Here is a 20,916-nt window from a genome sequence, read left to right as displayed (position 1 = left end):
GGCTGATTTGTTCCGTTGTCGACGGCGTGTGATAGCGTGGCGCGCGAGGAGGCCTGAGTGCTCTTGAGACGATGCGTTCCGTTCGCTGCGGCGCTGTTCCTGCTGCTCCCGACGGGCGAGGCACTTGCGCAGTCGGACCAGGACAGAGCAGCGGCGCGGTCGCTGGCCACGCAGGGCGCCGAAGCGTTCACGTCCGGCCGCTTCGAGGAGGCGATCGATCTGTTGGGTCGGGCCGAGGCGCTCGTGCACGCTCCGACGCACCTCCTGCTGATCGCGCGCGCACAGGTGCGCCTCGGCCGGCTCGTCGCTGCGAAGGAGACCTACCTGAGGATCGTCCGCGAGGAGCTCCTGCCCACCGCGCCGTCTCCGTTCAAGAGGGCGCAGCAGGACGCGAGGGAGGAGCTCGCCGCGATCGAGCCCAAGATCGCGTCGCTGCGCATCGCGCTGGAGGGCGCCGCCGGCCGGAAGATCGGCGTGAAGCTGGACGGCCAGCCGGTCGCGGACGCGCTGCTCGGCGTGCATCGCCCGATCGATCCGGGGAATCACGTGGTCACCGTGGTTCCGCCGGGCCTCGCGCCGATCGAGCAGGGGGTCACCATCGGCGACGGCGAGCGGAAGGAGCTGAAGATCCCGGTCCCGGAAGGCCCGGCCGTGGTCCCCCCGCCGGGAGGCTCGGTCGAGGGGCAGGGCACCTGGGGCGGTGGGCAGACCGAGGTGCCCCCTGTCGCCCCGCACGGCACCCCGGAGCGAAAGACGAACGCGGCGATGCTGGGCGGGGGCATCGCGGCCACGGCGCTCGGGCTCGGCGGCGTCGTGATGGGCTCGGTGTTCCTGGCCAAGAGCAGCGGTACGCAGAAGGAAGCGAACGATCTCAGCGCCTCGCGCGGGTGCGAATCGCAGAGCGGTGTCGGCGCGGAGTGCGGCCCGTTGATCCAGGCCAAGATCAAGTCGCTCGACTCCGATGCTGCGTCACAGCAGACGATCGGCGCGGCCGGCCTCATCGGGGGTGGCGTGCTGCTCGCCGGCGGCGTGACGCTGCTCGTGCTGGAGCTGACGTCCAAGCCAGAGCCCTCGAGCTCCGCCTGGATCGCCCCCTACGTAACGCCGACCGGGCTCGGGCTGCGCGGCGCGTTCTGATCCCAGCGCTCTGCGCGGCGCGGGCGTTAGTAGCCGAAGTCGCCCGGTACCCCCGGCTTTTGCGGCTTCTGGGGTGACGTGCTCGGCTTCGTCGACGGGGCCGTGTGCGGCGGCCTCGTGACCGGCAACGGCTTCGTTTGGGGAGGCTGCGGGCGCGGCGGGAGCGGCTTCACCTGAGCCGAGGAGGCCGTCGGCGCTGCGACGGGCTCGGCGGTGACGGACGGAGCAGGCTCTGCGACCGTGGCGCTCGCGGTGACGATCGGCTCGGTCGGCGGGGCGGTCGGTGGTGCGGGAGGAGGGGGCGAGGGCGCCGGGATGGCGGTCGCGCCGACAGCGCTCGGACCCGCGCTGGCCGCGCCCGTCGTCCCGCTGTGTCCGAAGGCGAGCCAGACGGCGACGCCCGCGCCGAACAAGCTGGCCGCCCCGGCGATCGCGGCGAGGAGCGGCATCCTGGAAGCCGGGCGCGTCGAGCGGCCCGTGACCCCTGACGAGGCGCCCCACGAGTTCGCGGTCAGCTGCGGCGTCTGGCCCATGCCGGGCACCGCCGCCCCATGTTGGCCACCCCATGGCGGCTCGGTGCGGGTGGGCGGAGGTGTGGTCGTATCGGGCTGGGACGGCAGCGACAGCCGGGGGAAGGACGTCCGTCCCGTGGTCAGCAAGGCCAGGCTGGGCCGCGCTGCGGCCCAGGCGAGGAGCGTGTTCTTGAACTCCGCGCAGCTCTGGAAGCGGCCCCCCGGCTCGCGCGCCATCGCCTTCTGGATGATCCCGGAGAACTCGGCGTCGAGGTCGGGCACGAGCTGCTGGGGCAGGGGAGCCGGCTCGAGCACGATCTTGAAGAGCAGCTCGTTGAAGGTCGCCGCATCGAACGGCACCTGACCGGTCGTCGCCTGAAAGAGCAGAACGCCCATGGCGTAGATGTCGGTCCGCTGATCCACGGGGCTGGAGCCGCGGGCCTGCTCGGGCGACATGTAGTACGGCGTCCCGACCACCGCGCCCGTGCGCGTCATGCTCATCTCCGAGCCGGCGAGCTGCGAGAACTTCGAGACGCCGAAATCGAGCACCTTCACGAAGTTGCTGAGGCCGGCCTTCGACGGGATGACGAAGATATTGTCGGGCTTGAGATCGCGGTGGATGATCCCCGCGGCGTGCGCGGCGCCGAGCGCCTCGAGCACCTGCACCATGATCGGCACGGTGATCTCGGGCCCGAGCCGCCCCATCCGCTCGATCTTGGCCCCGAGGGTCTCTCCCTCGAGGTACTCCATGACCATGTACCGCGTGCCGTCCGGCAGCACGCCGAGGTCGAGCACCTCGCAGATGTGATCGGAGCCGATGCGGGCGGCGGCCTGGGCCTCGCGCTCGAAGCGCGCGACGGACTCGGCCTGGCTCGAGATGTTCGCGTGCAGCAGCTTGATGGCGACGCGGCGCCGGATGCGCACGTTCTCGCCTTCGAAGACCGCGCCCATGCCCCCCTGGCCGAGCAGCCGGACGATCCGGTACTTGCCGTCGATGATCTCGCCGACCAACGGATTCATGACAGCGTTCCCGGTCCGGAGAAGCAAATCACGCCGCCAGGCTAGCACGGTCGCCCGAGCCCGGCCTACGGCCTCGCAGCGCGACGACGGGCGTCGCCTTCGCCCGCCGCCGTGCGGCGTGGACACCCACGGGAGGATCGATGGCGTGGGCGCGCGAGCGCCTGAGCGCCTGAGCGCCTGAGCGCCTGACAACCGACGCCCCGCTCCCGCGATCCCCGGGCCGGCGCAGGGGATCTTCGTGATAACGTCGCCCACGTATGCCGGTTTACGAGCTGTCCGTCGATGGTGCGCTGGTTCGCGAGGCGGAGAAGATCGTCTCCCTCGAGGGCCGCGCGTTCCCGACGCTCGTCATGCGCTGGGAATCGCGCCTCTTCGACCAACCTTGGCTCACGACGCTGGTGCTCGACTACGTGATCGCGTTACCGCCGCTCATCGTCGGGCAGGCGACGTTCAACGAGGTCAGGATTGCCGCCTTCACCGGGGGCGCCGGCACGAAGTTCATGTACTTCGGCACCGAGATGAGCGCGAGCGTGCCTCGCATCGCGCCCGAGATGGAGAACACGATCGCCCCGACCGCGCTCTACCAGGAGTTCCGCCTGGACGAGCAGACTTGCCCGATCCCCTACCTGAAGCTGATCCAGGTCAGTCCGCGCATCTACGGTGAAGGGCTCCAGAACTACTACTCGCCGCCGATCAAGGTCGAGCGCTACGACGGGGTGGCCTCGCCGGAGCACATCGCGGACTTCTTCCCCAAGGTCGTCGCGAACCTCGATCCGGTGAAGGGGACGACGCTGGTCGATCCCGCGCAGGGCTTCTGGACCGGCGCGCGCTTCCTCGGCGCGACGTCCATCGCCATCGTCCGACAGGGCCGCGTGGTCGGGCTGCACCGCCGCACCGGCAAGACCGACAAGGACCCGATCCCGCCCGAGGTGAAGCGGCGCGATCCCCGGCTCGACGTGCGGGCCGACTGGGTCGCCGTGGACGTCGGCGCGGCGTCGACGGCCGTCGCCGTCCGGGGCGAGCGCGGCGGCGCCGAGTTCGTCCGGATCGGCGCCGACGCGCCGGTCCGGGTGTCTGCCGACAACGAGAACCCGAGCGAGGTCGCGTTCGAGGCGCTGGCGCGGACGACGAAGGCCTGGCGCGATCGGGTGATCCTGCCCATGACGCGCTGGGGCGACGTGCTCGTCGGGCACGCAGCGCGCGACATGCGCCTCCGGCCGGGCGCCGACGTCCACGAGCGCGCCGCGGCCTCCCTGCCGGCCCTCCCGCTCCTGCGCGAGCGGACCGAGCGCGGCGAGCCGTTCCGCCTCCGGGGCAGGAGCGACCCCGACACGACGGAGGCGCTGAAGAAGCCGGCGCCGCCCATCATCGACGAGGAAGGGATCGGCGCGCACGACCCGTTCGATCCGCTCGAGCTCTACGCGTACTACGTCGGCCTGCACCTGAACCAGCGCTCGCGGGGGCTCTCCACGCGCTACGCGATCACGATGCCGACGGGCTGGTCGCCCGAGCGCCGCGAGAGCGTGCTCATCGCCTTCCGCCGCGGCCTGTTCCGGAGCCTGCCCGCGGGCCTCTGCGAGTACCACGATCTCGACGGCCTGCAGGTCGTCGACGGGGGGCCGTCCGCGATTGCCTATGCGGTCCAGGCGTTCCGGATGTTCGGGATCCAGCCGCGGGACGGCGGCGTCCCGTTCTGCGTCGTCGACGCAGGGGCCAGCGAGGCGGGGCTCGCCTTCGGCATCCTGCGGAGCGCGAAGGCGCACGAGGCCGCGCAGGGGCTGGAGCGGATGGTCGAATACCTCGAGCCCACGGCGATCCCGTGGCTCGGGGGCGAGCGGCTCCTCCACCGGATCGCCTACAGGGTGTACTCGTCCAGCCAGGCCGCGATGCTCGATCACCGGATCCCCTTCGAGCGACCGCCCGAGGAGGACCCGATCGACGGCGCGGAAGATCTGCTCGTTTCGTCCCCCGATGGGCGCGCCAACGCGTGGGCTCTCAAGGAGCTGCTGCGGCCTCTCCTCGAGGGGGGGCCGAGCGCGACGGTCGCGGAGCGGCTCTCGCTGGTCGGGCTGGACGGGGTTCCGGTCGTCGTGCCGCTCTCGATCGATCGCGGAGCGCTGAGCAGCGCGATCGACGCGTGGTTCCGGGACGGGGTCGAGGTGGTCCGCCGGCACCTCGAGGGCGCGGTGGCCAAGATCGGGAGGGAGCCGGATCCTTACCAGGGGCTCCGGATCCTGCTCGGCGGGCGCCTCGGGATGAACCAGCGCTTCGCGGAGCTGCTCGCCGGCGTGATGCCGGCGGGCGTGCAGGTGCACCGGTTCAAGGAGCCGGACAAGGCCAACCTGGGCGCGCCCACCGTGAAGATGGCCGCCGCGCTCGGCGCGCTGTCGCTCCGGTTCGATCGGATCGGGGCCACGCTCCGCGCGGAGAAGCGCGACGCGTTCCGCTACCGCGTCGGGCGCGCCCGCCACGGGCAGCTCGCCGACGTCCTGGATCCGTCCGTCGACTACGACGTCTGGCGAGAGGTCGGCGCTTGCTTGAAGCCCGAGGTCGAGCTCCTGTTCATGGCCGCCGACGAGGGAGAGGTCGCGGCGGACGATCCGCGCGTGCGCCGCGCGATCTGCGCGCTCGGGCGCGGCGCCGTCGGACAGCGGCTCTACGTCCGTGCCGTCGGGCCGGCCCGCGCGGAGGTCAGCGTGGGGCCGCCCGGCGGTGAGCCGGCCTCCGGCGCCGTATGCTGGACGGTGCACCTCGAGAGCGGCGCCGCAGAGAAGACCGGCGGCTGAGCGCATGGGGGCTCCGCGGCTTCACGTGCCACACGACGATCTCGATCCCGAGGGACAGGCCTACGCCGGCGCAGCGCCAGGCGGCCTCGGCGAGGTCCATCCGACCGAGGGCCGGCAGGCCGAGGCCCGGCTGGCCGCGCACCTCGCGACGACGAGCGCGCTGTGCGGGGCGGCCTCGCTCGCGGAGGCTGCTCCGCGCGTGCTCGCCGCGCTGATCGACCACCTCGGCTGGGACGTCGCCGCGCTCTGGCTCGCGGAGCCGGAGCCGAGCGCCGCGGGCGACGCGCCGCGATCCGCGGCGAGGGCGGGCGCGCTCCGCTGCGTCGAGGCCCGGTCGGCGGCGCACGTCGATCGCGAGGCGCTCGCGGAGGTGCTCCGCCAGGGGCCGACCCTCGCCGCCGAGTCCGATCTCGTCGGCGAGGCCTTCCGGCGCGGCTCGCCGGTGTTCCGCGCCAGCGTGGGCGTCGTCGACGTCGGCGAGCATGCCGCGCGCGCGCCGGACTGGGAGCGCGCGGCGTGCGCCGTCCCGATCCCGTGCGGCTCCCGCGTCGCCGGGGTGATCGAGCTAAGGAGCCGCGCCCCGCACCGCGGCGACGAGCAGCTGCTCCGCGTCCTTGCGTCCGTGGGCAGCCAGATCGGGCAGAGCGTCGAGCGGTGGCGCGCCGAGCGGGAGGGCGCGCGCGCCGCGGGCGAGCTCCGCGCGCTATTTCACGCGATCCCCGATCTCTGCTTCCGCCTCGACGCCGAGCTGCAGATCGTCGACTTCAACCAGCCGCGGCTCTCCGAGCTCCACGTCGCGGCGGAGGCGCTGTCGGGCAAGCGCATGACCGAGGTGCTCCCGCTGGATCTCGGGGAGCGGCTCGAGCGCGCGAGCCAGGAGGCCCACGAGGCGGGCGCCGTGGTCGCGCTCGAGCACGCCGTCGCGAGCGCCGGCGGAGAGCGGCACGTCGAGGCGCGGGTGATGCCGTTCCTCGAGGGGCACGTCCTCGTCCTCGTCCGCGACATCACCGAGCGGCGGCGCACCGAGGAGGCGCTCCGGCAGCGCGAGGAGCGCTCGCGCGAGTCGCAGAAGATGGAGGCGCTCGGGCGGCTCGCCGGCGGCATCGCGCACGACTTCAACAACATGCTCATGGTGATGCTCGGCTACGGCGAGCTCCTCATCCGCCGCCTCGGGCCCGACAGCGCGCTGCGGCGCGACGCCCTCCAGGTCACGAAGGCCGGGGAGCGCGCCGCGGCGCTCACGCGGCAGCTCCTCGCGATGAGCCGCCGCAAGGCGCTGCAGCGCGAGGCGCTCGACATCAACGCGGTGGTGCTCGACATGCAGACGATGCTGCAGCGCCTCATCGGCGAGGACATCGATCTGCAGACGAACGTCGACCGGGATCTCGGCTCGATCAAGGTCGACAAGAGCCAGCTGGAGCAGGTCATCCTGAACCTCGTCGTGAACGCGCGCGACGCGATGCCGAGGGGCGGCAAGCTCGTCGTCGAGACCTCCCTGGGCGAGCCAGGCGAGAGCCCGGCGGCGAGGTCCTTCGCGCCGGCGGAGCGGGACGACGACGACGCGCCCGCCGCCGGGGGCCCTCCCTACGTCGTGCTCTCGGTGACCGACAGCGGCAACGGGATGGATCACGACACGCTCTCGCACCTGTTCGAGCCGTTCTTCACGACGAAGGCGCGAGGCAAGGGCACGGGGCTGGGCCTCGCCACGGTGTACGGGATCGTGAGCCAGAGCGGCGGGCTCATCGAGGTCGAGAGCGAGCCCGGGCGCGGCACGACGTTCCGCGTCTACTTCCCGCGCGTCGAGGAGCGCGCCGAGGTGGCGCCCGCCCGCGCGCGGCCGTCGCCGGCGGGCGGCGACGAGACGGTGCTCGTCGTCGAGGACGACGACGCCGTCCGCAAGCTCATCGTCGATGTGCTCGAGCGGCGAGGCTACGGCGTGCTCTCGGCCGCGAGCGGTGAGGAAGCGCTGGCGGTGCTCGCGCGGGAGGGAGAAGACGCCGTGGACCTCCTGCTCACCGATCTCGTGATGCCGGGCATGAACGGCCGCGAGCTCGCCGAGCGCGCCGTCGCGATCCACCCGCGCGCCCGCGTGCTGTACATCTCCGGCTACGCCGAGGACGTCCTCGCGGGCGCCGAGCCCGATCGCGAGCTCGCGCTGCTGCAGAAGCCGTTCACCCCCGAGACGCTCGCGCAGCGCCTGCGCGACCTGCTCGATCGCCGCTAGTCGCGGCGAGGGCCGGTGGTCACCGCCCGCCGCGATCGAGGACGTCGCTCTCGGGCGCCGGATCGGCGATCCCGAGCGGCGCCGGCGGTCGACGGCGTCGCAGGTAGAAGAAGTCGCGCTGCGCCGGCTCCGCGACGTACTCCTCGGGCTTGAACTGCACGTCCGGGATCAGCGCCGAGCTGGCGCGCGGTCCCGCGCCGTCCGCGCCGCGGGCGTACAGGAGGAAGCGCGGGTAGGCGTGGTTGACGTCGAGCTCCGCCACGTCGTGCGCGCCCGCGGCCTTCATCCCCCGGGCGAGGCTGCGGGCCGTGACGGCCTCGCCGAGCCCGTAGAAGAGCAGCTTGCCCGTCGCGTCGACGCCGAGCGCCGAGCGCCGGATCACCGTCTCGCCGCTCACCGTCGCACCCCAGTCCCGGTTCGAGTCGTACAGCGCGTGGTGGAGCTCGCCCTGCTCGACCAGGCAAGGCGGCGTCTGCCGGTACGCGGCCATGCGGGCCTCGCCGTCGCGCAGCTCGGGCCAGGTCCGGATCCGCACCGCGCCGCTGCGGTAGAGCGCGATCGTGCACGCCCTGTCGCGCGGCGGCAGGAACGTGTCGCCGTCGAGCATCATCCCGTAGTGGCCGTGCATCGCCTTGAAGCCCCCGTTGAAGGCGGCGACGAGCTCCGCGGCGTCGCCTCCTGGCACGAGCCCAGGGCGCCGCTCTGCCGGGATGTCCGGCGAGAACGGCTCCTTGGTGCCCGCGACGAGCCGGAGGTCGACGCGCCCGAGATCGATCGCCACCACCGCGATGGCCGCGAACACGCGCTTCGGGTCGGGGTGCACGACGCTCTTCCAGAGCACCTGAGCTTCGCCGGGCCGTGCGGCGCTGTCGGCGATCGGCGTCCAGACGCCATCACCGGTGGCCGCGACCTCGGGGAAGGGCGGCTGGAACGAGGCGGGCGACGTGACCGGCTCCGCCTCCGGGCCCTCGGCGCTCTTCGCGGCCTCCGCGGCGACGGCGGCGGGCGGGGGCTCCCAGAAGGTCTTCGGCGCCGCGTGGCGGTAGATGGCACGGTTCAGCCGATCGGCGACGCCGTAGGCCACGTCCTCGGCCCACGCGACAGGCGCAGGACCGACCACGGCGCGCACGCCGTCGGCGAGGGCCGGGCCGAAGCCGCGGACCTCGTGGATGCCGTACCAGAGCGCCTCGACGGCGATCGCGCAGATCGCCGCGCAACGCAGCGCGCGCTCGGGCAAGCGAGCGCGGGATCGCCGCCTGCGCAGGGACCCGCTCGCAGGAGGGGGCGAAGGGTTGTCCAAGGCGATGCCGAGGCTACCCGATCGCGCGGGTAGCCCCAAGTTTCGGGCTTCGAGCGAGCGCCGCGGCGCTCGTTACGGCTGCCCGTGCGCCATCGTCCGGGGGCCATCCTTGAACAGGATCTCGATCTTGCCCCGATCGATGACCTTCGCGACCACGCCGTCGCCGAACTTGCTGTGGTGGATCAGCTCGCCCTCGCCGAAGGTCAGCGTCACGCGGTACGGCTTGAACGCGCCGGACGGCTGCCCCGCGATGGCGCGCTCCCACGCGAGCGTCTGATCGCGCTCGGCGCGCTGGGCGGCCGTGAGGCGCTCCACGCCGCCGCGCGGCGAGCTCGACGCCGCCCGCGGCTCGCTGCTGCTGCGAGCGGAGGCGCGGGCCGCCGCGCGGTTCTCCCGTTCGCTCTTCGGCTGGCGGTAGAGGTGGTGCGACATGCAGGTCTTGCACTCGACCTTCTTCACCACGTCGCCGACCATCGCGATGATCCGATGGGTAAGATCGAGGCGGCACTTGGTGCACCAGGCGTCGACTTCGCCGCCTGTCCTAAGCTTTTTCGTCGTCACTTCTCCTCACGGCGCCGGTCTCGCCCGGTCTCTTTGCTTCGGTCTTTGACGTTCACCTGAGCGGTGACCTCCGGCTTCGGCAACCCGGTCCTCGGCTCGTCCTGGCTGTCGTCTCGCTTCGCCGCTTCGTTGGGAATGAAGCGGATCTCGGTCTTGATCTCGAAGGAGAGCTTCGTCAGCACCTTCGTGATCTCGTCCGCGAACTGGGTGTGCTCGAGCACGTCCCGGATCTCCTTCGCGACGACCCGGTAGAGACCGTTCTTGGTCTCGTCGATCTGGGTATAGAGGTAGTGGAGGACCTCTTTGGGAAGCTTGAGGTCGCCCACGAAGTGCCGGAGGTTCTCGGGCCCCTCGCTGAGCTTGTCGATGCCGCTCTCGACGGCGCGCTCGACCACGCGCTTGAAGATCTCGGGGATAGCGCGCTCGAAGAGGCGTTTCTTCTCGCCTTCGCCTTCCACCTTGTCCCCTTCGTCCTCGCGGAGCGGCTCGGTGTCGTCGGCCATGGCTCGGGCTCCCCTAGCGGGACGGGGCGGCCACGTCAATGCAGGGGTGCGTGCAGGGTGCCGGCGTCGCGCCATGGTCCATGGATCTGCCGGATTTTGATGACGATGGGGAGCCTTTCGCGCGCGTCCGGCAGCCAGCAGAGCTCTGCCTTGCAGCTGTCGGCAGCGGACACTGCAGTGACCCGGACGGAAATCGTGACGCCGCGATGTCTGTGGCTCGGGCGATGGTCGAGAGGGCGCCAGCTCAGAGCTCCTCGTAGGTGTCCGTCTCGTTGTTCATTTCGTACGTCTCGTCCTCTCCCGCTTCGGTGCCGGCGTCGCCTTGGCGCGCTCGTTTGTAGGATTTCAGCATCCAGACCTCCGCTGCGAACCGGCCATTGCCGCGGCGGGCGCTGATCTCCACGGTGGCGTCGTCGTCCTCGAGCGGGCAGAAGGGCCGATCCGGCTGGACGATCGGCCATGCGTCCTCGGTGCCATCGCTCGCGATCATCGCCCCGCGGCTGCTCCGCACGGCGACGTCCAGGTTGAGGACCCCCGGTCCGCCGACGGCGAATACCCGGTAACACGCGCCCCGGACCGCCTGCAGCTTCTCCGTGACGATCGCGCCGCCTTCGGCCACCTGACCTTCGATCGGCTTCGGCGAGATCCGGCGCATGCCGTTCTCCGGGCCGCAGAGCAGCGACAGGCGCGTCACGTCCTTCAGCGGATCGCCGCTGATCCTGAAGTTCCCATAGCAGCGTACCCAGGGACCGCCGACGCGCACCGGAAGGACCGGCAGATCGAGATCCGTGCGCGCGCCGGCGTCGCCGTCGCCCTGTCCCGCGTCGGCGTCCGCGAGCTCGCCGGTCCCGATCGTGGCGGCAGGGTGAGGCGGCGCTGCCGAGAGCACGACCGCGGGGCCTGGCTTGCCCTCCCAGGGGCGCGGCTCGTCGTGGCACCCGGGCGCGACGAGCCCGAGGAACAGCGCGGCGCAGAGGCGCGCTGCCCGAGGGAGCAGCTGGGGTGGGCAGGGGCGCCGGGACGACACCGCGGTCGGCTCTTGCGCTAGAGTCCCGCGCGATGGAAGCGTTTTCTGAGCACCGCGAGCGGCAGCCGCGCAACCTCAGCGATCCGTGCGACCTCGGCGATCCGCGTCGACAGCGCAGAGGCGGGGCCTTTCGCGCGTGAGCACGACGTCGCGGCCGCCCGCGCGCAAGCGCGCGGGCGCAGACCAGCAAGAACCCGCGCGCAAGCGCGCGGGCGCAGACCAGCAAGAACCCGCGCGCAAGCGCGCGGGCGCAGACCAGCAAGAACCCGCGCGCAGCCGTGCGAGCGCACGCGAGGATGATCAGGAGCGGCAGCGCTCTCCGCGTCGCCGCGCCTCGTCCCGCGAGCAGGGCGCGGGCGCCCCTCCGCCGGAAGCGCTGGACCCGGGCGAGCGCGACCGGGAGATCGCTGCCGCCCTCGATGCCTGGTTCGGCCGCGTCGCGCGCGATCTGCCGTGGCGGAGGACGCGCGACCCCTACGCGATCTGGCTGAGCGAGGTGATGCTCCAGCAGACCCGCGTCGAGACGGTGATCCCGTACTACGAGCGCTTCCTCGCCCGCTACCCGACGGTCTTCGCCCTGGCTTCCGCCGAGATCGACGACGTGCTCTCGCTCTGGAGCGGCCTCGGTTACTACCGCCGCGCCCGCGTGCTCCACCTCGCCGCGCGCGAGGTCACCGCCCGCCACGACGGCGCGCTCCCTCGCGACGTCTCCGCGCTGCTCGCCCTGCCCGGCGTCGGCGCGTACACCGCGGGCGCGATCGCGAGCATCGCGTACGATCAACCGGTGCCGCTCGTCGACGGCAACGTCGCCCGGGTGCTCTCCCGCATCGAGGGCATCGACGACGACATCCGCAGCGCCTCGGGCACGCGCAAGCTCTGGTCGACGGCCGAACGCCTCGTGCGGGGCGCGCCGAGCAGCGTCCATCCCGGACGCTTCAACCAGGCCTTGATGGAGCTCGGCGCCACCGTGTGCACGCCCCGGAACCCCCGCTGCGATGCCTGCCCCGTCGACGGCGCGTGCGTCGCGCGCGCCACGGGGCGGCAGGCGGATCTGCCGGTGATCGCCCCGAAACGCGACGTCCCGGCGGTCGCGATGGTCGCCGCCGTGGTGCGGTCGGGCGATCGCGTGCTCTTCGTCCGGCGCGCCGAGGGAGGTCTCTTCGGCGGGCTCTGGGAGCCGCCCATGGTCGAGGCGCGCTCGCTCGCGGACGCCCGCGCGCTCCTGGAGCTGGTGGGCGTCGTGCGTGACGCGCCGCTCCGCGAGGTCGGCCGCGTGCGCCACATCCTCACGCACCGGCGCCTCGACGTGACGGTGGCGCGCGCCGAGGTGGCGGCCCCCTGGCGCATCCGGGCAAAGCTTGCCTCCCCCTACGAGAAGGCGGCGTGGCTCGATCCGGGCGCGCTGGATATCGGCGTTTCCAAGCTCGCGCGAAAGGTCCTGTCCGCGGCATCGGCGCCGGACGTCGGAACGGCGCGAAGACCGCGATGACCGCGCGCGGGCAGGCTGAACGCCTGCGCGCTTCGGCCGTCGGAGAGGCCAGAGACGGCTCGAAATCGCGCTCTTGCGGCGCTCCGGGCGCGCCGCGCTCCGCTGCGGGCGGGGAGCGGCGCCGCTCGCGGCTGAGCCGCAGCGACGCAGCGGCGCGGGCCAGGGCGAAAGCCATATGTCGCCGTGGAACGCCGCGGGCTCCGGCGCTGCTGCGCCAGCGTCGTGGCATGGAAGGCGCTTGGTGAGATGACGGGCAGGCCCTCTAGCCTCGCGGCGCCGGCGGTGGCCGGAGCTCGACTCAAGCCTGGGAGCTCAAGCGACATGGATGCGCGACGACGGACCACAGAGACGCTGCCCACGGCGAGCGCGCCTGTGCGATCCATGACGGTGATGGCGGACGACGGAGCGCTGTACGTGCTGCCGCTGTGCGAGCGGATCGTGCTCGATGTGCTGGCCTACGAGGACGAAGGTCTGCTGGCCTTCATCCGCATCGACGGAGAGGTGGTGGCGGAGCTGCCCGTGCTCGGTCAGGCGTGACCGGGCCAGACCTCGTCGCGCGCTGCGCGTGGCGGCGCGCCGCGACCTCGCGCCGTCGCGCGCTGCCCGTCAGCCCGCGTGCCGCCGCATCCGCTGGGTGACCGGTTGCTCGTCCTCTCCTTCGGCGTCTGGCTCGACGGACTCGACGTCCTCGTCTTCCAGGAGATAGGGCAGGTCGCCGTCGTCATCGTCGTGCGACATCACGACGTCGCTGATGTCCTGGCCCCTCGTCGCGCCTTCCAGGAACTCCGCCCCGAGATCGCTCGCCAGATCGGCGGCGGCGTCGGCGGCGTCGGGGTTCACCTCGAACTCGGTGCAGCCGGCGTCGTTCGGGTGGTGGTGGTAGCCACGGACCTCGTCGTCGAGCGTCGGGATCACGTCGCTGATCTCGCTGCGCGGGTTCACCTTGCCCCGCAGCGGGGGCGCCGCCGCGGCGTCGAGCATGTCGACGAACGGCTCGTCCAGCTCGCCCGCGCCGGTCCACGCGGCGTCCTGGGCCGGGTTGCGCGGCCTTCCCGGTTCGCTGCGATCTTCTCGTTCTCGACGCCGCGTCGCGCTGGCGCGCGGCGCGCGCAGCGCCGACGGCTGTGCGGCGGTGCCTTGCCTGCCTCGGGTGCTTGAATTGCTCACGGTGGTCTCACCATGCAGGGTCCGGTCCGCAGGTGAAGCGGGCGGATACGCAGCGGTGGCGAGCACCGTGCCGGGGGCACGCGGCGCGCCGTCGCCGGGCGGCGATGCCGCGGCGAGGCTCGCGCGGCGTGCGGGCGGGACGCAATTGAGCGTGCCAGCGGGCGCTGCGTCGGGGTAGAAGGCTCGTGGCAATGCTGGAACTCCGGACCGGGCTTGCGCTGGTGGCGGTTCTGCTCGGGGCATCCTGGGGGCGCGCCGCCGCGGCCCAGCCTGCCGCAGACAGCGGCGCCGAGGGGGCCGCGGTGTCGCTGTCCGGCGAGGCTCGCGGCGGCGCCGAGCTCGATGCGTACCGCGCGCTCGCGCGGCCACCGGGGACGGCGGCGCGGGTCGTGTCGACCGTCGCGATGGGGAAGGGGATCCGGTTCAACAACCCCTACCGGCTGCAGACGCAGCTCGGCGATACGGCGGAGTCGCTCTCGCTCACCGCGGGGTACCTCGATCTCGGGGTCGCGCTCGCGCTGGGGCCGGCCGACGGCGTCCAGCACGGCGGGGCGCTGCGCTTCTCGGTCGCCGTCGGCGGCGTCCCGCAGGAGTCGCTCACGCCGAGCTACTTCGTCGCTTACCGCGGCCTCACGCGCGTGCTCGGGTACGGGCGGCTCGGCACGGCGATCCTGATCGAGCCCGACGTGAACGTCGGAGGCGAGCTCGCCCTGGGGCTAGGGTACTCCCTGCTCGCGGGCGTCGCGCTCTCGGGCGAGATCGTCGGGGATCTCTTCTATGGCGCCGCGACGTACGACGCGGCGTACACCGTCTACCCCGTCGTCTCGGCGCAGCTCGGGCTCATGATCGATCACGAGCTCCTTCCATGAGCTTGCCGGAGCGCGAGCGTCGAGGCGGGCGCCCACGGGCGAAGGAGATCGCCGGCGCGGCGGCGCTGCTGCTCTTCGTTGGCATCGCGCCGGTGGTCGGGGACATCGGCAGCTGCGGCCAGGCGCCGGAGGAGCTCGACCCCTACAAGTTCTTCGCTCTGAAGGCGCAGATCGACTGCGCCCGGTGCGACGAGTGCGGCCTGCGCACGCGCGCCTGCGACGCCGCCTGCGGCTTCGAGGCCGCGCCGGAGCTCCCGACCGGCTGCTATCCGCTGGTCCACGACGGCGAGGTGTGCCTGCACAAGCTCAAGTTCGCGAGCTGCGACGAGTACCGCGGCCACATGGCCGACGAAGGCGCGTCGACCCCGACGGAGTGCAATTTTTGCCCACTGGAAGAGGCGCCATGAGCGGGCGTGGCGCAGTCGCCTCCCGCCGACGCCTTGCGACTTCCGCGCGGATTTTCTCGTGCGCGGCGCTCGTCGCCGTCCTGTCCGGGTGCGCCTCGACGCCGGCGCTCCTGGCTGGCTACGACGACTACGCGGCGTACCGGGCGACGCGCGTGTCGAGGACCCTCGAGGGGCGGCTCGCGGCGGCGTCGGCCTACCTGGAGCGCCATCCGCGCGGGGCCTTCGTCGACGAGGTGCGCGCCTACCTCACGCGCGCCGAGCCGATCTATTACGCAGCGAAGCGCAGGACGGCCGCGGGCCTCACCGCGTACCTCGCGACGCTGCCCAGGGGCGCGTTCCGCGATGAGGCGACCCACCGGCTGGGCGAGCTCGTCCGCGAGCGCAACACAGGCGACGTCCTCTCGCGCGCCGCTCAGCAGACGGAGGCGCAGCTCGCGACGCAGCGGGCGGAGCGCGCGCGGATCGGCGAGGAGGTCACCGCGTGGCTGCGCCGGTTCCTGGACAGGCGGGCCTGGGGGCGGCCCCTCGCAGAGGCGCCGGCGGAGGTGATCGTCCCGTTCAGCCTGGCGCTCCCGCCTCCCCGCTGCGCGCCCGCCGACGAGCGCGCGGGCCCGGGCGCGGCGGTCTGCGCGAAGCGGATCCCGCTCTGGTTCGTGGTGACGGCCGAGGGCGAGAGCGCGCCGCGGCAGGCGGAGATCGAGGTTGCCGTCCTCGAGGACGCGGCGGGCCGCCCGATCGAGGTCACGATCCGCGGGCCCGCCCTCTTCACGCGCCTCGAGGAGGCGCGCTCGGCGCGCGAGGTCGCCCCGGACGACGCGATGGGCCGCATCGGAGGCATCGCCCTGGCGGTCGAGCTCGCGCGCAGCGCCTTCGCGGCGCGCGTCTCGAGCGATCCGTCGTGCGGCCGCCAGGCGGTGGCGCCCGTCGTGCTCCACCTCGAGTGTGGAGGCGCCCGCCTCGTGGCGCGCGCCGGGATCGAGGCGGGCGAGGACGACGTCGTGACGCTCACCGTCGCCCCGCCGGCGCGCTAGCGCTGCTGCTCTGCGGCGCGCCGCTCCGCTCCGCGCGCTAGCACCGCTTGTTGCTCTTCTTCCCCTTGAGCTTCGCCGTGTTCTTCGGGCACACGTCCTTGATGGCCGCGGAGCGCTCCTTGTAGAGCGCCTTCATCTCCTCGAAGACCGGCGCCTGCGCTCGCTTGAGATCCTTGGTCTCCCCCGGATCCGCGACCACGTCGAAGAGGTCGAACGCGTCGTCGTCGCCGTACGCGATGAGCTTGTACTGCCCGTGGATGAGCGCCCTGCGCCTGTCGTTGTCGCTCGTGCGCGGAAGATCGACGATGACGTCGCGCGGCTCCGGCGTCGCGCCGTGGAGCTCGGGCACCAGGCTCTTGCCCGGGAAGGACGGCTCTGCCGGGGCGCCGGTCAGCTCCAAGATCGTCGGCGCCAGGTCGATCGAGCTGCGAGGCACGTCGATCCGGCGCGGGGTGATCCCGGGCGCCTGGATCATCAGCGGCACGTGGGCGAGCACGTCCCACACCTCGAAGCCGTGGCGGAACATCTTGTGCTCGCCGAACGCCTCGCCGTGGTCCGCGGTCACGATGATCGCCGTGTCCTTGGCCCACGGCTGCTGCGCGACGAAGTCCAGCAGCTTGCCGACGTGCATGTCGGTGAACCTGACCTCCCCGTCGTACTTGTCGCGGGCCCGCTTGCCGAACTGCGGGATCCCCTCGTGCGTCATGTACACGTCGTGCGGATCGAGGAAGTGGAAGTACGCGAAGAAGGTGCCCGACGTGTTCGCCTTGTCGGAGAGCATCTTCATCGCGAGCTCGAGGTGCCCCGGGCTCGTGACGTTCCGGTCGGTCGTGTTGTCGGCCGAGAGCCCCGGCACGATCTCGTACACGTCGAAGCCCTGACGGAAGCCCGCCTTCTGGTCGAAGTAGAAGTGCGCGTGCGCGCTCATCGTCCGCACCCCAGCCTTCTGCAGGAGCTCCGGGAACATGAGGACGCTGTCGGGGTAGTTGCCGAAGAAGTAGCCGCTGCGATCGACCTCGCTCGGGTACCGGCCGGCGAGGAATCCGCCGACGCTCATCGAGGTGTACGACGAGATCGCGTAGTGACGCGTGTAGCTGACCGCCTTCTTCTCGAACGCGGTGAGCGCGGGCGCGATGTCGCGCTCGTAGCCGTTCCACGGCATGTCCGCGCGCAGGCTGTCGATCGAGACAACGAGGACGTTCAACCTCTCGCGCTGAGCCGCCGGCGCCGCCGCTGCGCCGTCTTTCCTGTCCGTCGCGGCGGTCGTCCCGGCGCGCTCAGCCGTGGCGGCCGGCGCCGCCGGGGCGGGCTCCTGCCGTGCTGCGGGCTCCGGCGTGCGCGCGGGCGGCGGCTGGCCGTCGCCGTCGCGAGAGCAGCCCGCTCCAGCGCTGGCGAGCGCGAGCGCGAGCGCCGCCGCGACGCGCCGGCGAACCAGGCGCGGGTGCGCCATGGGCGAGGGGGCCGGCGAGGAGGGCGCCCGAGGGCCTTCCGGTCCCCCGGCGCACATTGATGAAGCGAGCGTGTGCATGGCCGCCGTCTTACTCCGAGTCGCGCCGCTCCGCCAAAACCGCACACCACGGGCCAGTTCCGCTATGCTGTCGGGTCATGGCCCCGGTCCCTCGGAACCCTCCGCCGCTGCCGCCCTCGGGCCGATCGCAACCGGGGGGGAGGCCGGCGCCCGAGCCGCCGAGGCCGCTGCCGCCCGACGCGCCGCGGCGCGTCGGCGAGCACGTCAGCCAGGCGCTGAAGGACCACATCACCGAGATGGCGCTCGGCCTGCTCGAGGAGCAGATGCAGGCCCGCATCGTCCACTACCGCGCCGATCTCGAGACCAACCCCGAGCTCGACGCGGTCACCGCGCAGGTCGTCGCCCAGCTGAAGGTGATCCAGGCGTCGGCGGGCGCCGCGGATCGCGGGGCGAAGAACCGCGACGCGATCCGCGACGCGCACGAGAGGACGCTCTGCGCGCTGCTCGAGCGGGTCATCCGCGAGGACGGCATCTCGCTGCTCGTCGAGCGGCGGCTCAAGAAGATCCACAGGAACCTCGCCCGCCTGTTCTTCCAGTCCGAGCTCCACGAGAAGACGCGCGGCCGCGACGGCGCGCCGAAGGTGATCCACCACGGCGAGCAGGCGCTCTTCTACGTGCTGACCCGCTACAAGAACCGGATCGAGGCCGAGCTCGACGGCTTCGAGTTCGCGTCCGAGGACGCGCGGGAGCAGTCGTTCGAGCTGCTCGCGAAGCTCACGAAGGACATGCAGGACGCCTTCCTCTCGCGCCGATCGAGCGAGCTCAGGCGCATCGTCTCGGTGGTGCACGCCGTGCTCGTCGACTTCTTCAGCGTGCAGCTCGCCCAGAGCCTCGGCGAGATCTCCGCGCGGGTCGTGCAGGACGCGCGGACGTTCGAGGGCAGGGCGTACGCGTACAAGCTGACGAGCGAGGCGTTCCCCCGCTTCCGCAGCGCGTTCGAGCGCCACCTCATGGTGATGCTCGTCGGCTTCGCCGAGGACGAGCTGGTCGCCCAGCTCGCGGACACGGCGGGCGCCGAGCGCGACGAGACGATCCTCTTCATCACCGATCCCCACCTCTTCAGCATGATCTGCGGCGAGGTCTGCGAGGGGCTCTACGAGTTCCTCTGCAACGAGGGCTTTCTCGACCTGCCGCCCGACTGGCGTCGCGCCTCGACGGCGCCCTCCGACAGCTGACTCAAGCGAAAACCCAGGGACATTCATGAGACGGTACGACGTCGCGAGAGCGGGCTCCGGCCTGCTCCTCGCTCTCACGCTGCTCGCCGGTTGCGCGCGCGGCCCCGATGTGGACGCCTCGGGGCTCGCGCTGCGGCGCGTGGTCATCTACAGGAACGGCGTCGCTTACTTCGAGCGCCGGGGGCTCATCGACGCCGATCAGGTCACCTTCCGGGTCCGCAAGGAGAAGGTCGGAGATTTCCTCGCGACGCTCGCGGTCATCGAGGCCGGCGGCAGCAGCGTCCGGAGCGCGTCGTTCCCGGTCGAGGTCGACGACGGATCCGGCGAGGACGAGGCGCCGGATGAGCTCGGGCCCGATGTGACGCCGACGCCGCCGCCGAAGGCCAAGGGCGCGGCCGCGGGGGAGAAGAAGCGCGACGACGAGCACGAGAAGGTGAAGCTCACCCTGGATGGGCGGGAGCACGATCTCGTGGTCGGCTACGTGGCGGAGACGCCCGTGTGGAGGCCGTCGTACCGGCTCGTGATGGGCGCGGGCGGGGCGCAGGGCGCAGCGCCGCGCGTGGACGCGAAGCAGGCGCACCTCCAGGCGTGGGGCATCGTGCAGAACCTCTCGGGCGAGGACTGGAAGGGGGTGAAGCTGTCGCTCGTGGCGGGCGCGCCGCTCGCGTTCCAGGCGACGCTCGATCAGGCGGCGATCCCGCCGCGCCCCGTCGTCAGCGACCAGGGCGAGGTGATCGCGTCCGTGCCGACGAGCGAGACGACGCTGGCCACCGAGGCCGCGCCGCCGCCACCGCCGCCCGTCGCGCCTGCGCCCGCGGCGCCGGGCGACGACGGGGAGGGGTACGCGTTCGCCGACGAGGCCGAGCTCGAAATGGAGAAGGGCGGCGGCAAGCTGCGGTCCGCGAGGCGGAGCACGGTTGCCACGGTACCCGCCGCGAAGCCGATGCCGAGGCTAGCCGACCGCGAAGACGCGCGCGTCGGCGGGCAACACGCGGGGCCGCAGCTGAAGCGGTCAGCGCCGGCGGCGGCGCAGGCGCCGCCGCCCATGGCGATGAACCCCTCTCCGCCGCGCAACATGAGCGCCCTCGCCGCGGTCGCGATGGAGGCGGGCACGACCCGCTACGACATCCCGTTCCCTGTCGACATCCCCGACAAGAGCGCGACGATGGTCCTGCTGCTGGCCAGGCAGGTCCCGGGCGAGTCGATCTTCCTGTTCGCGCCCGACGGCGGCGTGCCCGCGTCGAGCTCACACCCGTTCCGGGTGGCGCGCTTCACGAACGACACGAAGGGGCTCCTCGAGCGCGGCCCCATCGCCGTCTTCGAGAACGGCGCGTTCCTCGGCCAGGGCATGGTCGAGCCGCTGCCGCCGGGGGCCACGACGACGGTGCCGTTCGCGCTGGAGCGGGGCCTCGCCGTCGACACGACGCGCGAGGAGAGCGCGGAGGGCGCGCGCATCGCGAAGATCGAGGCCGGCGCGCTCGAGATCGAGCGCGACTGGGTCACGCACACGAAGTACGCCGTCCGCAACGGCGGCGACCTCGCCGCGAGGACGCTCGTGAAGCACCCCCGCCTGCACGGGACGCGCCTGCACGCGCCCCCGAAGGGCACGGAGGACAACGTCGGCACGGGCAGCGCGCTCGTGCCGGTCGACGTGCCGCGCCGTGGGACGGCGGTGCTCGACGTGGACGAGCGGCGGCTCTTCCGGCAGCAGATCGACTGGCTCGACCAGCTCGCGGACGACGCGGTGCAAGGCTACCTGAAGGACCCGCGCGCGGACGCGGCCGTGGCCAAGCAGCTCGGTCAGGCCTGGGACATCCGGGGCAAGCTCCGCCCGGCGATCGACGAGCGCGACAGGATCCTCGCCGAGCAGCAGCGCCTCGAGCAGCAGAGCCACGAGCTCCGCCAGAACCTCAGGGCCATCGAGAAGAACAAGACCGCCGACGAGCTCCGCCGCGACCTCACGGATCGGCTCGCGAAGGCGTCGGCGCGCCTCGACGAGATCACGAAGCGCGTCATCGTCCTCGAGATGCAGATCAACGAGCAGCAGATCCGCTTCCGCGATCTCACGAACGAGATCAAGCTCCTCGCCCCGCTGGCCCCCGTGCGCGCGGCTCCCTGAGCGCTGCTCTCCCGCTCCCCGGTCCCCGGTGGAAGGCGGCTCCCGCGCTGTGGGGGCGGCC

At 72.4% G+C, this 20,916-nt stretch carries 17 protein-coding genes; 10 read left to right on the top strand and 7 right to left on the bottom strand.

The genetic code is table 11. The annotated features are described in order from the left end of the window. Positions 1-57: 57 nt before the first annotated feature. On the top strand, positions 58-1,137 hold the full coding sequence (locus tag POL72_RS30905) for a peptidase associated/transthyretin-like domain-containing protein (protein ID WP_272099832.1): 1,080 nt from the start codon (positions 58-60) through the stop codon (positions 1,135-1,137). A gap of 26 nt (positions 1,138-1,163) precedes the next feature. On the opposite strand, the gene POL72_RS30900 is transcribed toward POL72_RS30905, so the two are convergent. Next, positions 1,164-2,669 carry a serine/threonine-protein kinase gene (locus POL72_RS30900; RefSeq protein WP_272099830.1) on the bottom strand — a complete coding sequence of 502 codons (1,506 nt, stop codon included), beginning with the start codon at positions 2,667-2,669 and terminating at the stop codon, positions 1,164-1,166. A 257-nt stretch (positions 2,670-2,926) separates the two neighbouring features. Between POL72_RS30900 and POL72_RS30895 the strand changes: the two genes are divergently transcribed. Beyond that, positions 2,927-5,455 carry a hypothetical protein gene (locus tag POL72_RS30895; RefSeq protein ID WP_272099828.1) on the top strand — a complete coding sequence of 843 codons (2,529 nt, stop codon included), beginning with the start codon at positions 2,927-2,929 and terminating at the stop codon, positions 5,453-5,455. Between the two features lie 25 nt (positions 5,456-5,480). Next, complete coding sequence (locus POL72_RS30890) at positions 5,481-7,679, top strand: ATP-binding protein (RefSeq protein ID WP_272099826.1); 2,199 nt, start codon at positions 5,481-5,483, stop codon at positions 7,677-7,679. A 19-nt stretch (positions 7,680-7,698) separates the two neighbouring features. Here the strand turns inward: POL72_RS30890 and POL72_RS30885 are convergent, their stop codons facing one another. The 4 genes from POL72_RS30885 to POL72_RS30870 form a co-directional block, all read right to left on the bottom strand. After that, positions 7,699-8,916, bottom strand: a complete 1,218-nt coding sequence (locus POL72_RS30885; protein WP_272099825.1) for a phosphodiester glycosidase family protein — start codon at positions 8,914-8,916, stop codon at positions 7,699-7,701. Between the two features lie 135 nt (positions 8,917-9,051). Then, the gene (locus POL72_RS30880) at positions 9,052-9,540 is read right to left on the bottom strand and encodes a hypothetical protein (protein ID WP_272099823.1); all 489 of its coding nucleotides are present in this window, start codon (positions 9,538-9,540) and stop codon (positions 9,052-9,054) included. Beyond that, a complete protein-coding gene (locus POL72_RS30875) occupies positions 9,537-10,043 on the bottom strand; it encodes a hypothetical protein (RefSeq protein ID WP_012236567.1) in 507 nt (168 codons plus the stop codon). Before POL72_RS30875 ends, POL72_RS30880 begins: the two co-directional genes overlap by 4 nt. 244 nt (positions 10,044-10,287) lie before the next feature. Beyond that, a complete protein-coding gene (locus tag POL72_RS30870; RefSeq protein WP_272099821.1) occupies positions 10,288-11,070 on the bottom strand; it encodes a hypothetical protein in 783 nt (260 codons plus the stop codon). A 136-nt stretch (positions 11,071-11,206) separates the two neighbouring features. Here POL72_RS30870 and mutY point away from each other — a divergent pair, with 136 nt between their 5' ends. Both mutY and POL72_RS30860 read left to right on the top strand, forming a co-directional pair. Beyond that, positions 11,207-12,559, top strand: coding sequence for an A/G-specific adenine glycosylase (gene mutY, locus POL72_RS30865; RefSeq protein ID WP_272099819.1), 1,353 nt, complete (start codon positions 11,207-11,209; stop codon positions 12,557-12,559). A 381-nt stretch (positions 12,560-12,940) separates the two neighbouring features. Beyond that, positions 12,941-13,096, top strand: a complete 156-nt coding sequence (locus tag POL72_RS30860; protein ID WP_020736650.1) for a hypothetical protein — start codon at positions 12,941-12,943, stop codon at positions 13,094-13,096. Positions 13,097-13,165: 69 nt separating this feature from the next. On the opposite strand, the gene POL72_RS30855 is transcribed toward POL72_RS30860, so the two are convergent. Further along, positions 13,166-13,726, bottom strand: a complete 561-nt coding sequence (locus tag POL72_RS30855) for a hypothetical protein (RefSeq protein ID WP_272099814.1) — start codon at positions 13,724-13,726, stop codon at positions 13,166-13,168. A gap of 191 nt (positions 13,727-13,917) precedes the next feature. Here POL72_RS30855 and POL72_RS30850 point away from each other — a divergent pair, with 191 nt between their 5' ends. The 3 genes from POL72_RS30850 to POL72_RS30840 are packed head-to-tail and all read left to right on the top strand — an operon-like array spanning position 13,918 to position 16,033. Further along, positions 13,918-14,595 (top strand): hypothetical protein, encoded by a 678-nt coding sequence (locus POL72_RS30850; RefSeq protein ID WP_272100044.1) that lies wholly within the window; start codon positions 13,918-13,920, stop codon positions 14,593-14,595. Beyond that, positions 14,592-15,002, top strand: a complete 411-nt coding sequence (locus tag POL72_RS30845; RefSeq protein ID WP_272099813.1) for a hypothetical protein — start codon at positions 14,592-14,594, stop codon at positions 15,000-15,002. Before POL72_RS30850 ends, POL72_RS30845 begins: the two co-directional genes overlap by 4 nt. Next, positions 14,999-16,033, top strand: coding sequence for a hypothetical protein (locus POL72_RS30840; RefSeq protein ID WP_272099811.1), 1,035 nt, complete (start codon positions 14,999-15,001; stop codon positions 16,031-16,033). The genes POL72_RS30845 and POL72_RS30840 overlap by 4 nt, the downstream gene beginning before the upstream one ends. Before the next feature lie 37 nt (positions 16,034-16,070). Here POL72_RS30840 and POL72_RS30835 read toward each other — a convergent pair whose 3' ends face one another. After that, positions 16,071-17,483: a sulfatase gene (locus POL72_RS30835; RefSeq protein WP_272099809.1), complete on the bottom strand. Its 1,413-nt coding sequence runs from the start codon at positions 17,481-17,483 to the stop codon at positions 16,071-16,073. 155 nt (positions 17,484-17,638) lie between these two features. Here POL72_RS30835 and POL72_RS30830 point away from each other — a divergent pair, with 155 nt between their 5' ends. Beyond that, positions 17,639-18,736 (top strand): hypothetical protein, encoded by a 1,098-nt coding sequence (locus POL72_RS30830; protein ID WP_272099807.1) that lies wholly within the window; start codon positions 17,639-17,641, stop codon positions 18,734-18,736. A gap of 25 nt (positions 18,737-18,761) precedes the next feature. Then, positions 18,762-20,855 carry a hypothetical protein gene (locus POL72_RS30825; protein ID WP_272099805.1) on the top strand — a complete coding sequence of 698 codons (2,094 nt, stop codon included), beginning with the start codon at positions 18,762-18,764 and terminating at the stop codon, positions 20,853-20,855. Positions 20,856-20,916 lie beyond the last annotated feature (61 nt).

It is taken from the genome of Sorangium aterium (genome assembly GCF_028368935.1).
GTDB classification, from domain to species: Bacteria; Myxococcota_A; Polyangia; order Polyangiales; family Polyangiaceae; genus Sorangium; species Sorangium atrum.
This window is presented reverse-complemented; position numbering and strand designations above follow the sequence as displayed.